Genomic DNA, 12483 nt, shown 5'->3' on the forward strand with positions numbered 1-12483 from the left:
CCACCTCATGCCGGTTCGGTCGCGGCGCGGCGCTCGCGGGCCGAGAGCTTCTTGCTCTCGGAACGGAGCTGGCCACAGGCCGCGAGGATATCCTGACCTCGAGGAGTGCGCACCGGCGAAGCGTAGCCGGCACGGTTCACAATGTCGGCAAATGCCTCGATCGTCTCCCAGTCCGAGCATTCATATGGGGAGCCCGGCCAGGCATTGAACGGGATGAGGTTGATCTTTGCGGGAATCCCGCGGATCAGATCGACGAGGGCGCGCGCGTCGGTGAGGCTGTCATTGACGCCCTTCAGCATCACGTACTCGAACGTGATGCGCCGCGCATTGGAGAGGCCCGGATAGGTCCGGCACGCTTCGATCAGCGCCTCGATCGGGTATTTCTTGTTGAGCGGGACGAGAACGTCGCGGATGTCGTCGCGCACGGCGTGCAGCGAGATGGCGAGCATGACGCCCATCTCGCGCCCCACCCGCTCGATCATAGGCACGACGCCGGAGGTCGACAGCGTGATGCGGCGCTTGGAGAGGGACAGGCCGTCCCCGTCCGAGGCGACGGCCATCGCGGCCTTCACGTTGTCGAAATTGTAGAGCGGCTCGCCCATGCCCATGAGGACGATGTTCGAGATCATGCGCCCGGTCATGGGGCCGCCCTCGGCCCGCCCGTCGGCGGAGAAATCGTTGAGGCGGCGGCGCGCGAAGACGACCTGCTCCACGATCTCGTGGGCGGTCAGGTTGCGCACCAGGCGCTGGGTGCCGGTGTGGCAGAAGGTGCAGTTGAGGGTGCAGCCGACCTGGCTCGAGACGCAGAGTGTGCCGCGATTGGCCTCGGGGATGTAGACGGTTTCGACCTCGACCGGGGCGCCGGGGCCGCGCGCGGGGAAGCGCAGGAGCCACTTGCGGGTGCCGTCGGTGGAAATCTGCTCGTCGACCATCTCGGCCGAGCCGATGGCGATGCGCTCGCCGAGGGCGGTGCGCACGGGCGCGGCGATGTTGGTCATCGCGGCGAAATCGTCGGCACCACGGGTGTAGAGCCAGTGCCAGAGCTGGGCGACGCGCATCTTGATCTGCGCCTCGGGCACGCCGATGGCGGCGAGGTGGGTGGCCAGCTCCTCGCGCGATGCGCCGATGAGCTGCGGCTCGCCCTCCGCTCTGTCAGGTGCGAGACGCACCTCCGGCGTGACCGCAGCAGCGGAGCGCCGTCGCAAAAGGGCGAGATTGGCCATGGTCAGTTGCAGCCGTTGGAAATGCGGTTCGAGCCCGCGGTGACGCCGGAGAGGGAGAAGGAGTAGCTCGTGTCGGTTCCGCGCGCGGACTTGCCGCGAACGGACATCGCCCGCCCGGCCCGCATCGCGGCGACGAGCTGCTGCTCCTCGGCGGTCGATTCCACCCAGGCCCCGTCATCCTTCGTGAAGAGGCTGAACTCCTGCCCGTCGATGTCGACGATCACGGTCGAATCGGGGGCGAAGGGGTAGCCGACGAGGATGCTCACCTCGTTGGTGACGTTTTCCGCCGGACGCGAGGTCAGGAAGAAGAACACGTCGCCGTGGTTTCGGTTCGAGGGGTTGAGCGTCTTCGGCTTCGAAAGAATGTAGCAGGACGTCTGTCCATTCGATTCGAAACGGTAGGCTTCCCAGTCGCCAAACTGCTGGATCAGGGTCGGCGCACTCTGCGCGGCGGCAGAGAAGGGCAGTACGGTGATAAGAATGAGGGCTGCGAGTGACCGCATGTCTGTTCTCGTCCTAAGTCCGTCGAGGCACGCGCCTTCCATTTCAGGTGTCGCGCACCAGGGTCAAGTCCTGTCCCCCTTAACGAACGGCCATGAACCAAAAGTTCTTGACCGTGTCCGGGGTATCACAAAGCGACTTTAACCCGGACGACTTGAAGGAGGGGTGAATGAGGCGCGACCCTTTTGCCGGCCTCGGTTTTGCCCGATGTGGGGCTGCGGTCGCGACCCTCGGCGGGGATGATCGCGGCGCAGCGGCGTGGATCTGACGCGAAGCTTTCCTTTCGTAGGGCCTCGAGCTTGGCTGGAGCTGGCTTCTATTCGGCGGCGATCTGGCGCAATTCCGGGCCTGTGTTGGCCGCGGCCCACTTTTCGCGCACGACCGCCGCGAGCTTTTCGGCGAGATCCGCCTTCGGGCCCCGATTGACGTACAGCGCAATCTGCGTCGCGGGCAAGGTGGGCAATGTGCCGCCGTGCTCGATCGCCTCAAGTTGCGGGGGAAGCGTGTACTCGATTCCGGCGTGGACGGCGAAATCGGCCGCGACGCTCGCCTCGACAGTGCGGATCGAGACCGAATCGACCGCCATCACCCACGGGATCCCCGCATCGTCCAGCGCCCGCTGCACGGCGGAGCGGAAGATGCAGCGCCCCTCGAAGGCGAGCGGCAGCGGGCGCTGCCGCCAGGCGTTGCCGCCGGGCGCGCCGACCCAGATGAGCGGGCTGATCTGCAGCACCTCCGCGTCGCGGTCGGGATGCGATTCGGTCGTGAGGATGACGTCCACCTCGCCCCGCGCCAGCGCGTCCTTGAGCTGGTGCGTGTAGGACGACTGGAGGGACACTTGCACACGCGGATAGGCGCGCGCGAAATGGCGCAGCACCTCCGGCACGTGCGGGTAGACGACGTCGTGCGGCGCGCCGAGGATGAGTTCGCCCTCATACCCGTGATCGGTGAGGCGCGCCCACACCTCGTCGTTGAGGTCAAGCATCCGCCGTGCATAGGAGAGCAGCAGCTCGCCATTGGCGGTCGGCGTCATGCCCTTGCGAGAACGTTCGAGCAACGGCTGGCCAAGCCCCTCCTCGAGGCGCTTGAGCTGCATGGACACCGCGGATTGGGTCAGATTCAGCCGGACAGCGGCGCGCGTCACGCCGCCGGCGTCCACAATTGCCACGAAGCTGCGCAGGGCCGAGAGGTCAAGCGAGCGGGCCACGATCAATCTCCGTGATGAAGACGATAAGAACGTTTCGTTTCACTTATCCCTCCAATGGTCACACATCAATCGCCTGATGCAAGACCGTGGAGGCGGATCATGGAACATGTGCTCTCTCGGGCGACGTCGCCCGTCAGTTGGGGATGGCGGAAGGTCGCCGCCCTTGTCCGGTTGTGGCTGGATATCTGGAGCGAGCGGCGCGCGCTCGACCGGTTGGACGACCGGCTTCTCGAGGATATCGGCGTCGCCCGTGCCGAAGCGGCGCGCGAGTCGGCCCGTGCGCCTTGGGACGCTCCGATCGAGCGTCTCAATCAGACTTGGTGAGCATCGCCTGATGCAACCTGACAAACGATGCGAGGCGCTCGCCGCGTCAGTCGGCGAGCGCCTTTTCGGCGCGCTGGCGATGTTCCGTGGTGATGTGCGCGGCGACGAGGGTTATCGCGCCGAGAAGCACGGTCGCATCGTCGGTGAAGCCGAGGCCCAGGATAAAGTCCGGCACCGCGTCGAGCGGGGTCACGAAGTAGAGCAGCGCGCCGAGCAGCGTCCCGCGCACGCGTAGCGGCACGGCAGGATCGATCGCGCAATAATAGGCGGCGACGACATCCTGAGTGAACGGAATGTGCCGCGCGGCCTTCTTTAGCGTCGGCCAGAATTTACGACGAACCTTGGCTTCGTCGTCGGGATCGACGGTCTCAGCCTCGGGTCCCAGAACCTCTCCATCCAAAGCCATCTTGATCATGTCGCCACAGCATCCACGGCGCGAGCCAGTGCGATGTCCTTCTGTGTGAGGCCGCCGGCATCGTGGGTCGTGAGACGCACCGACACGCGGTTGTAGACGTTCGACCATTCGGGATGGTGATCCATCTTCTCCGCGATGAGCGCGACGCGCGTCATGAAGCCGAAAGCGGCGTTGAAGTCGGCGAAACGGAGGTCGCGCGCGATCGACTTGCCGCTGGCATCGAGCGTCCAGTGCGGCAGTTCCGCGAGCGCTTGGCGCGCGTCTTCGATCGTCAGCATGGGTGCCATCCGGCCGTTCCCCTGTCTCGCTCCCTTCACGGTTGAGAAGAGATAGGGCTTGCGGCCGGGTGCGCCAGTGGCTGCGGCGTCAGTGCGGGAGCGGGACGATCTTTTCGCCGGTGAAGGAATATTCGGTGCCGTCGGTGCCGGCCTCGGCATCGAGCGGGTCGCCGTCCATCGGATAGAAGGAGACCTTCGTCTCCCCGGTCAGCGTGTTCGCCGCCTCGTCATAGTGTCCGACGATGTCGACGCGGGCGATGCGCTGCTCGGGCATCGCCTCGGTCGGGAAGGTGAAGTCGATGAGGACGGCGGTGAAGGTGGGCGGGCCGTCGACGTCCATCGTGCACATCCAGCCGCCGCGCGCGTCGCTGAAGGGCTGGTATTTCTCCGAGCCGCCGCCCTGGGCCGAATCGGTCATCGTCGCCGCGCCCGCCTCGGTGAGGTCGAGGAGGATGCGGCCGACGCGCGGATTGTCGGAGGTGGGGTTCGGCGCGCGGGTGTTGAGATAGGTGCCGACGAGCGATGCGCACTCGGGGTCGAGGTCCTGGGCGCGAAGCGGCGCGGCGGCGAGGAGAAGGGTGGCGGCCGCCGCCGCGGCGATGGAGCGTGTGATCCGTGACATGGGGGCTCGCGATGTTGTCGCCTCGGCGGCGACCATAACACGAGTCCCGGATGCAAAAGGGCCTATTCGGCCGCGTGGCGGGTGCCGTAGCGCTTCACGACATAGTCCTCGACGATGGTCTTGAACTCGGCCGCGATGCCGGCGCCGCGCAGGGTGACGCTCTTCTCTCCGTCGATGAAGACGGGGGCGGCCGGCGTCTCGCCGGTGCCGGGGAGGGAGATGCCGATGTCGGCGTGCTTGCTCTCGCCGGGGCCATTCACGATGCAGCCCATCACCGCGACCTTCATGGATTCGACGCCCGGATAGGCCTGTTTCCACTGGGGCATCCGCTCGCCGATATAGGACTGGATGTCCTGCGCGAGCTCCTGGAACACGGTCGAGGTCGTGCGGCCGCAGCCGGGACAGGCGGAGACGACGGGCAGGAACGCGCGGAAGCCCATCGTCTGGAGAAGCTCCTGCGCGACCTTCACCTCGAGCGTGCGGTCGCCGCCGGGCTCGGGCGTCAGCGAGATGCGGATGGTGTCGCCGATCCCCTCCTGGAGGAGGATGCCGAGGGCGGCGGACGAAGCGACGATGCCCTTCGAGCCCATGCCCGCCTCGGTGAGGCCGAGATGGAGGGCATAGTCGCAGCGCGCGGCGAGATCGCGATAGACGGCGATCAGCTCCTGCACGTCGGACACCTTGGCCGAGATGAGGATGCGGTTCGCGGGAAGGCCGAGCTCCACCGCGCGGTCGGCCGAGGAGATGCCGGAGACGACCATCGCCTCGCGCAGCACCGCGGCGGCGCTGATCGGGGTATCGGACCGGGAGTTCTCGTCCATCAGGCTCGTGAGCAGATCCTGGTCGAGCGAGCCCCAGTTGACGCCGATGCGGACCGGCTTGTCGTGTCGCGCCGCCATCTCGATGATCGAGGCGAACTGCGTGTCGCGCTTGGCCTTGAAGCCGACATTGCCGGGGTTGATCCGGTATTTGGCGAGCGCCTCGGCGCAGGCCGGATGATCGGCGAGCAGTTTGTGGCCGATATAATGGAAGTCCCCGACGAGGGGGACGTGGACGCCGCGCGCGGCGAGCGCGTCGCGGATCTTCGGCACGGCGGCGGCGGACTCGGCGCGGTCGACGGTGATGCGCACGAGCTCGGAGCCGGCCTCGGCGAGGGCGGCGACCTGCGCGACGGTGGCGGCGATGTCGGCGGTGTCGGTGTTGGTCATCGACTGCACGACGATCGGCGCGGCGCCGCCAACGGTCACGCCGCCGACGTCGACCGGGATCGACCGGCGCCGCGGGAGCGGTCCGCTCTCGATGATGCGCGATGCGGGGTTCATGTCGTCCTCGAACAATCCGTTACGGCAAGACGGTCCCGCCACCCTATAGCGGCGCCTATCCTTCCGGACAATGCAGCCTACCCTTGTGCGGTGCGGAAAGAGGGGTAAACGTTGCCGCGGACGCGAAAGGGGATCGCACAAATGCTCAAGGGTAAGTCTGCCGTCATCACCGGCTCCACTTCCGGCATCGGCCTCGGCTACGCGAAGGTGCTCGCGGCTGAGGGCGTTAATGTCGTCATCAACGGCTTCGGCGACGCGGCCGCCATCGAGAAGGAGCGCCTGGGCCTCGAGGCGAACGGCATCAAGGCGATCTACTCCGCCGCGGACATGACGAAGCCGTCCGAGATTGCCGATATGATCGCGCTGTGCGCGAGCGAGTTCGGTGGCTGCGACATTCTCATCAACAATGCCGGCATCCAGCACGTCTCGCCGATCGCCGACTTCCCGGACGAGAAGTGGGACGCGATCATCGCGATCAACCTGTCCTCCGCCTTCCACACGATCAAGCACGCCGTGCCGCTGATGCGCAAAGCCGGGTGGGGGCGCATCATCAACACGGCGTCGGCCCACGCCCTCGTCGCCTCGCCGGACAAGGCGGCCTACGTGGCGGCCAAGCACGGCATCGCGGGCCTGACGAAAACCGTCGCCCTCGAGGTCGCGAAGGACAACATCACCGTCAACTCGATCTGCCCCGGCTATGTCTGGACGCCGCTCGTCGAGAAGCAGATCCCGGACACGGCGCGCGCCCGCGGCATGACCGAGGAAGAGGTGAAGGAGAACGTCATCCTCGCCGCGCAGCCGACGAAGCAGTTCGTGACCGTCGAGCAGGTGGCCGCGCTCGCCCTCTTCCTGTGCCAGGACGCGGCGGCCTCGATCACCGGCGCGATGCTGCCGGTCGACGGCGGCTGGACCGCAGAGTAAAGAGGCCCCGGCCCGCGCCCGCCCGACCGGCGGCGCGGGTCCCGGCCGGCGCGCGCCGCCCGCCCCGCGAGGGTGAGGCAAGGCGCGGCGCCCAAAGCTTGAGCGCGCGGCACAACGCGCGCCGCTTCAGTTTGCATGAGCAAGGGGTGTCATCAGGCTTGCGCACCGCGTTCGGAGTTCTCCTCAGCCTCGCCGCCATCGCGGTGACCATTCCGCTTGCCGCGGGCTTCCTCGGCAACGTCCACCCCTTCTTCGACAGCCTCGCCCATTTCCGCGCCCATCTCGCGGCGGTCGCGCTCGTCACGGGCCTTCTCGCCATCGCGGTCGCGGTGCGGGGCTGGCGGATCGGGGGCGCGGTCGCGATCCTCTTCGCGCTCGCCGCCGGGTGGACGGTCTATCCCTACGTGGTCGGCACGGGCGGGGCGCACGCCTCGCAGGGCGGGGCGACCTACACGCTCCTCCAGATGAACGTCTACTACCGCGCCAATCTCGACGAGGCGGTCGCCCGGATCCGCGAGATCGACCCCGACTTCGTGACGCTGGAGGAGGTGACGGGGGAGGGCGTGGCGCGCTTCGCGGCGCTCGACGCGACCTATCCGCACCAGCGCGTCTGCAAGTATGATGGCGGCTATCCCGGCCAGATGATCCTGTCGCGCCACCCGTTCGTGGACGGGGCCGGCGCGTGCATCCGCAAGCTCGGCTTCCTGAGCGCGCCGGTGGAACTCGACGGCACGCCCGTCACCCTCGTCGCCCAGCATCTCGGCTGGCCGTGGCCGAAGGGACAATGGTCGATGCTCGAGGAGCTCGAAGGGACGCTCGGCGATTTGGACCTCCCGGTGGTCGTGGGGGGCGACTTCAACGCCACCCCGTGGAGCGCCTCCGTGCAGCGCTACGCCGCGCTGTCCGGCACCGCGCCGGTGACGGGGATCGGCGCGACCTGGATGCACGGGCGGCTGATCGACGTGGTGCCGCGCTGGGCGGGGCTGCCGATCGACAATGTGCTCGTCTCGCCGGGGGTCGACATCGTGTCGCGGGCGGTCGCGGCGGCGACCCCGTCCGACCATCTCCCGGTTGTGGTCGGCTTCCGCATCAACGACAGTCTCGGCCTCGCGCGGCGCCTCACCGAGGACGCGCTCGGCTGCCGGTCGGGCGCGACCTGCTGATCCGCCGTCCGGCGTGCGCCGGCCTCGAAATGGCCGGAACCTTGCGTATACGGGTCTTGGCTGCGGCGCGCTGAAGCGCCGCACGGACGACGAGCGAACCGGGGACAGCCGATGGCAGACGCAGCGACCAACCGCAAGCGCATCAATCTCGCATTGCAGGGCGGCGGCGCGCACGGCGCGTTCACCTGGGGCGTCCTCGCCGAGATCCTCGCGAGCGACGCGGTCGAGATCCACGGCGTGGCGGGCACGTCCGCCGGGGCGATGAACGCGGCGGTGCTCCTCACCGGCTATATGCGCGGGGGCGAGGCGGCGGCGGCCGCGGCGCTGGAGGCCTTCTGGAAGGACGTCTCCGAGGCGGCGCGCTACAGCCCCTTCCAGCGCACGCTCCTCGACCGCGCCTTCGGCAACTGGAGCCTCGATTCCTCGCCCGTCTATCTCGCCTACGACATCGCCTCGCGGCTGATCTCGCCCGCCTACACCAACCCGCTCGACATCAACCCGCTGAAGCCGATCGTGCAGAAGCACGTCGACACAGACCTGATCGCGGCGTGCGGCAACATGAAACTCTTCGTCGCCGCGACCAACGTGTGGACGGGCAAGGTGCGCGTCTTCTCCGGCGCTGAGGTCACCGTCGACGCGCTCCTCGCGTCGGCATGCATCCCGCAGGTCTTCGGCCCCGTCTTCATCGACGGGGTGCCCTATTGGGACGGGGGCTTCATGGGCAACCCGCCGCTCTTCCCGCTTTTCTACGAGACCGACACCAGCGACTGCATCCTCGTGCAGATCAACCCGATCGAGCGGCACGAGACGCCGGTCTCGGCGCGTGAGATCGTGAACCGGGTGAACGAGATCACCTTCAACTCCTCGCTCCTCAAGGAGCTGCGGGCGGTGCGCTTCGTCACCCGCCTCATCGACGAGGGGAAGCTCGACGCGAACGAATATATGCGGGTGCGGATGCACCGGATTTCGAGCCCGGCGCTGAACCCGCTCTCCGCCTCCTCCAAGATGAACGGGGAGTGGCGCTTCCTGAGGCATGTCTGTGCGATCGGCCGGGATGCGGCACGGACCTGGCTCGACACGCATCTGGAGGATATCGGCGTGCGCGACACGATCGACCTCGCGGCGGAAATCGCGTGAGACCGCGGGCGGCTGGGACGACAGGGGCGACCGGGACGACCGGCTGAGCAAAGGGACGCGCCATGCACGACAATCAGGGTTCCTGGTTCTTCATCATCATCGCGATCCTCGCGGCGGCGGTGGTCTTCGTCCCCGGCTTCAAGCGGCTGGGGCTCGGGCCGGTGCTCGGCTATCTCTTCGCCGGCTTCCTCCTCGGCCCCTCGACCTTCGGGGTGATCGAGGATCCGGAAGAGATCATGCCGTTCGCCGAGCTCGGCATCGTGTTCCTGATGTTCCTGATCGGGCTGGAGCTGGAGCCGCGCCGGCTGTGGCAGATGCGGCGGGACATTTTCGGCCTCGGCGCGCTGCAGGTCGCGGTGTGCGCGGCGGTGATCATGCCGTTCCCGCTCCTCTTCATGGGCGACCGCTGGCAGGTGGCGCTCGTCGCGGGCCTCGGCCTCGCCCTCTCCTCCACCGCGATCGTCATGCAGATCATCGAGGAGCGCGGCGCGATGCGCCTGCCCTATGGTCAGAAGACGTTCGCGATCCTCCTCATGCAGGACATCGCGATCGTGCCGCTCCTCGTGATCGTGCGCCTCGTCTCGCCGGGCGGCGAGATCAGCGGCGGCGAGGTGGTGAAGAGCATCGCCATCGCGCTGGCCGCGATCGCGGTGATCGTGGTCGCCGGCCACTATCTGCTGACGCCCTTCTTCCGCCGCCTCGCGCGTTTCGGCGGGACCGAGATCATGACGGCGGGCGCGCTCCTCGTCGTGCTCGCGGCGGGGACGGCGATGCTGTCGGTCGGGCTGTCGATGGCGATGGGGGCCTTCCTCGCCGGCGTGCTGCTGGCCGAGAGCAACTACCGGCGCGAGCTGGAGGCGGACATCGAGCCCTTCCGCGGGCTGCTCCTCGGCCTCTTCTTCGTCTCGGTCGGGATGATGATCGACCTCGCGCTGGTCTCGAAGAATCTGGCGCTGATCCTCGCGGCGGTGGCTTTCCTGCTCGCGGCGAAGTGGATCGTCGTCTACGCGCTTGTCCGCATTTTCGGCGGTGACCACGTCACCGGCATGAAGGCGGGCCTCCTCCTGTCGCAGGGCGGCGAGTTCGGCTTCGTGCTCTACACGACCGCCGCCGCGCAGGGAGTCATGACGCAGCAATCGGCGAGCTTCCTCATCGCCGTCGTGTCCCTGTCGATGGTGTCGACGCCGCTCCTCGTGCGCTTCGTCGGGCCTCTCCTCAACCGCAAGCGGACAGTGGCAGAGCCGACGGAGGATTTCTCCGACGCCAAGGGCGAGGTGCTGATCGTCGGGTTCGGCCGGTTCGGGCAGATCGTCTCGCAGATGCTGCTCGCGGCCGGGCATCAGCTCGTCATCCTCGACAATGACGTGAACCGCGTCGCCGAGGCGCGGCGCTTCGGCAGTCGCGTCTATTATGGCGACGGGCGGCGGCTCGACGTGCTGCGCGCGGCCCATGCCGACCGGTGCCGTATGATCGCGGTGTGCACCGCCCCGCCCGAGGCGGCGACGGCGATCGTGGAGCTCGTCAGCGAGCAGTTCCCGCACGCCAAGCTCTTCGCCCGCGCCTACGACCGGCGTCACGCGCTGACGCTGGCGGCCAAGCAGGTCGACTATGAGCGGCGCGAGACGTTCGACGGCGCGCTTCGCTTCGGGCGCGACGCGCTCGTGACGCTCGGCATGGAGGCGGACGCGGCGAAGGAGACGGAGATCCTGGTGCGCAAGTGGGACCGCGAGCGGCTGGAATTGCAGCGCCTCGAAGGGCTCGTCGAGGGGCACCGCAAGTGGCGCGATGTGACGCCGCGCCCCTATCTCGACCAGCCGATCGACGGGGAGATCGAGGAAGCGGACGACACCGAGGAGGAGATGCGCGCCCGCGTCGCCGGGACGGTGGAGACGCCGGCGGAGGCGAAGCGGCGGTAGGGCCGCCGGTCCGTCAGGCATCGCGGGATGAAGCAGGGCGCGCCGGACTTCGGGTCGGGCGCCCGCCCAAAGAAAAAGGCGCCGCGAGGGCGCCTTTTTTGTTGCGGGGTCAGCCGGGGATCACTTCTCGCGCCAGGCGCGGCGGATCTGCTCGGTGAGGGGGTGCATCAGGTAGCCGACCACGGTGTTGCCGCCGGTCGAGACATAGAGCTCGGCGGGCATGCCGGGGATCAGCTCCAGATCGTCGGACAGGCGGTCGAGCTCGTGATCGTCGAGGCCGACGCGCAGCACATAATAGGTCTGGCCGGTGGTCTCGTCGCGGGCCGCCTCGGCGGACACGAAGGTCACGTGGCCGTTGAGCTGCGGGGTCGTGCGGTGGTCGAAGGCGGAGAGGACGATGCGCGCCTCCTGGCCGATATTCACCTCGTCGACGTCGACCGGCGAAACGCGGGCCTCGACCACCAGGATGTCGGAATCGGGCACGATCTGCATGATCGTCTGCGCTGGCTGGATGACGCCGCCGACCGTGTGGACCGCGAGCTCGAAGATCTTGCCGTCGGACGGGGAGAGGATGTCCATCCGCTGGAGCTGGAAGTCGGCCGCGACGCGCTTTTCCTTGAGGTTGGCGAGTTCGGGCTCGATCTCCGTGATCTCGGAGAAGGTCTTCTCCATCATGTCGGTCTTGGTCTGGATGATCTCCAGCTCGGTCTCGTTGATGCGGCCGCGGGCGACGGCGATCTGCGACTCGAGCTCGCCCGCCTCGCCCTCGAGGCGGAGACGGTTGCGCTTCAGGTTCACGATCTTGTCGCGCGTGGTGCGGCCGCGATCGAAGAGGCCCTGGAGGACGTCGAGCTCGTCGTCGATGAGCTCGATCTCGCCTTCCTTCGCCTTGCGCTGCGCGATGAGGCCGTCGATCTGCTGGTTGAGCTGCTTCACGCGTTCCTGGAGGCGGTCGATCTGGCCCTTGATGGTCACCTTGCGGGCGGTGAACATCTTCTGCTGCGCCTCGATCGCCTGGCGGACGAGCGTGTTGTCCTTGCGGGAGAGGAGCTCTTCGGGCTGTTCGATATGCTCCTGCTCGTCCCGCTCGGCATGGAGGCGGGCGAGGCGGGCTTCCATCGCGATGATCTGACCGTCCACGAGGGCGCGGTTCGCGGCGACCAGCGTCTCGTCGAGACGGATGAGGAGCTGGCCCGCCTTCACGACGTCGCCGTCCTTCACCATGATCTCGCCGACGATGCCGCCGTCGGGGTGCTGGACCTGCTTGAGGTTGGAGGCGACCACGACGCTGCCCGCGGCGATGACGGCGGACGAGAGCTTCGCCGTCGCCGCCCAGCCGCCGAAGCCGAACACCAGCAAGCCGCAGGCGATCGTCCCCACCACGATATATTTGCGGATGGAGGTCGTGAACCGCCGCTGCGGCGTTTTGGAGGTGAGGAGCTTCATACGGACAC

At 67.7% G+C, this 12483-nt stretch carries 13 protein-coding genes; 5 read left to right on the forward strand and 8 right to left on the reverse strand.

Translation table 11 applies throughout. From position 1 onward, the window contains the following. Nucleotides 1–5: 5 nt before the first annotated feature. From rlmN to DBV35_RS21165, 3 genes are all read right to left on the reverse strand, one after another. Nucleotides 6–1223 carry a dual-specificity RNA methyltransferase RlmN gene (gene rlmN / locus DBV35_RS21155; protein ID WP_108662362.1) on the reverse strand — a complete coding sequence of 406 codons (1218 nt, stop codon included), beginning with the start codon at nt 1221–1223 and terminating at the stop codon, nt 6–8. 2 nt (nt 1224–1225) lie between these two features. Then, entirely contained in the window at nt 1226–1726 is a 501-nt protein-coding gene (locus DBV35_RS21160) for an invasion associated locus B family protein (protein ID WP_108662363.1), read from the reverse strand. Nucleotides 1727–2040: 314 nt separating this feature from the next. Next, a complete protein-coding gene (locus tag DBV35_RS21165) occupies nt 2041–2931 on the reverse strand; it encodes a LysR family transcriptional regulator (protein ID WP_108662783.1) in 891 nt (296 codons plus the stop codon). Between the two features lie 99 nt (nt 2932–3030). Here DBV35_RS21165 and DBV35_RS21170 point away from each other — a divergent pair, with 99 nt between their 5' ends. Continuing rightward, nucleotides 3031–3255: a YjiS-like domain-containing protein gene (locus DBV35_RS21170; RefSeq protein WP_108662364.1), complete on the forward strand. Its 225-nt coding sequence runs from the start codon at nt 3031–3033 to the stop codon at nt 3253–3255. A 46-nt stretch (nt 3256–3301) separates the two neighbouring features. Here DBV35_RS21170 and DBV35_RS21175 read toward each other — a convergent pair whose 3' ends face one another. The 4 genes from DBV35_RS21175 to ispG all read right to left on the reverse strand — a co-directional run bounded on the left by DBV35_RS21175 (nt 3302) and on the right by ispG (nt 5892). After that, nucleotides 3302–3661 (reverse strand): YkvA family protein, encoded by a 360-nt coding sequence (locus DBV35_RS21175; protein WP_205648824.1) that lies wholly within the window; start codon nt 3659–3661, stop codon nt 3302–3304. Between the two features lie 5 nt (nt 3662–3666). Then, nucleotides 3667–3957 (reverse strand): 4a-hydroxytetrahydrobiopterin dehydratase, encoded by a 291-nt coding sequence (locus DBV35_RS21180; RefSeq protein ID WP_108662366.1) that lies wholly within the window; start codon nt 3955–3957, stop codon nt 3667–3669. Between the two features lie 79 nt (nt 3958–4036). Continuing rightward, nucleotides 4037–4570, reverse strand: a complete 534-nt coding sequence (locus DBV35_RS21185) for a hypothetical protein (protein WP_108662367.1) — start codon at nt 4568–4570, stop codon at nt 4037–4039. Between the two features lie 62 nt (nt 4571–4632). Next, on the reverse strand, nt 4633–5892 hold the full coding sequence (gene ispG / locus DBV35_RS21190; RefSeq protein ID WP_108662784.1) for a flavodoxin-dependent (E)-4-hydroxy-3-methylbut-2-enyl-diphosphate synthase: 1260 nt from the start codon (nt 5890–5892) through the stop codon (nt 4633–4635). A gap of 141 nt (nt 5893–6033) precedes the next feature. Between ispG and DBV35_RS21195 the strand changes: the two genes are divergently transcribed. The 4 genes from DBV35_RS21195 to DBV35_RS21210 all read left to right on the forward strand — a co-directional run bounded on the left by DBV35_RS21195 (nt 6034) and on the right by DBV35_RS21210 (nt 11029). Continuing rightward, nucleotides 6034–6813 carry a 3-hydroxybutyrate dehydrogenase gene (locus DBV35_RS21195; RefSeq protein ID WP_108662368.1) on the forward strand — a complete coding sequence of 260 codons (780 nt, stop codon included), beginning with the start codon at nt 6034–6036 and terminating at the stop codon, nt 6811–6813. Nucleotides 6814–6959: 146 nt separating this feature from the next. Beyond that, nucleotides 6960–7976 carry an endonuclease/exonuclease/phosphatase family protein gene (locus DBV35_RS21200; RefSeq protein WP_157961889.1) on the forward strand — a complete coding sequence of 339 codons (1017 nt, stop codon included), beginning with the start codon at nt 6960–6962 and terminating at the stop codon, nt 7974–7976. Nucleotides 7977–8087: 111 nt separating this feature from the next. Next, nucleotides 8088–9113 carry a patatin-like phospholipase family protein gene (locus tag DBV35_RS21205; protein ID WP_108662370.1) on the forward strand — a complete coding sequence of 342 codons (1026 nt, stop codon included), beginning with the start codon at nt 8088–8090 and terminating at the stop codon, nt 9111–9113. 62 nt (nt 9114–9175) lie between these two features. Next, the gene (locus tag DBV35_RS21210; protein WP_108662371.1) at nt 9176–11029 is read left to right on the forward strand and encodes a monovalent cation:proton antiporter-2 (CPA2) family protein; all 1854 of its coding nucleotides are present in this window, start codon (nt 9176–9178) and stop codon (nt 11027–11029) included. 120 nt (nt 11030–11149) lie between these two features. Here DBV35_RS21210 and DBV35_RS21215 read toward each other — a convergent pair whose 3' ends face one another. Next, nucleotides 11150–12475 carry an HlyD family type I secretion periplasmic adaptor subunit gene (locus DBV35_RS21215; RefSeq protein ID WP_108662372.1) on the reverse strand — a complete coding sequence of 442 codons (1326 nt, stop codon included), beginning with the start codon at nt 12473–12475 and terminating at the stop codon, nt 11150–11152. Nucleotides 12476–12483 lie beyond the last annotated feature (8 nt).

The sequence above is a fragment of the Acuticoccus kandeliae genome (assembly GCF_003073115.1).

Coding starts and splice junctions, on each gene's coding strand:
- rlmN (WP_108662362.1), bottom strand. CDS start 1,223: ATGGCCAATCTCGCCCTTTTGCGACGGCGCTCCGCTGCTGCGGTCACG.
- DBV35_RS21160 (WP_108662363.1), bottom strand. CDS start 1,726: ATGCGGTCACTCGCAGCCCTCATTCTTATCACCGTACTGCCCTTCTCT.
- DBV35_RS21170 (WP_108662364.1), top strand. CDS start 3,031: ATGGAACATGTGCTCTCTCGGGCGACGTCGCCCGTCAGTTGGGGATGG.
- DBV35_RS21175 (WP_205648824.1), bottom strand. CDS start 3,661: ATGGCTTTGGATGGAGAGGTTCTGGGACCCGAGGCTGAGACCGTCGAT.
- DBV35_RS21180 (WP_108662366.1), bottom strand. CDS start 3,957: ATGGCACCCATGCTGACGATCGAAGACGCGCGCCAAGCGCTCGCGGAA.
- DBV35_RS21185 (WP_108662367.1), bottom strand. CDS start 4,570: ATGTCACGGATCACACGCTCCATCGCCGCGGCGGCGGCCGCCACCCTT.
- ispG (WP_108662784.1), bottom strand. CDS start 5,892: ATGAACCCCGCATCGCGCATCATCGAGAGCGGACCGCTCCCGCGGCGC.
- DBV35_RS21195 (WP_108662368.1), top strand. CDS start 6,034: ATGCTCAAGGGTAAGTCTGCCGTCATCACCGGCTCCACTTCCGGCATC.
- DBV35_RS21205 (WP_108662370.1), top strand. CDS start 8,088: ATGGCAGACGCAGCGACCAACCGCAAGCGCATCAATCTCGCATTGCAG.
- DBV35_RS21210 (WP_108662371.1), top strand. CDS start 9,176: ATGCACGACAATCAGGGTTCCTGGTTCTTCATCATCATCGCGATCCTC.
- DBV35_RS21215 (WP_108662372.1), bottom strand. CDS start 12,475: ATGAAGCTCCTCACCTCCAAAACGCCGCAGCGGCGGTTCACGACCTCC.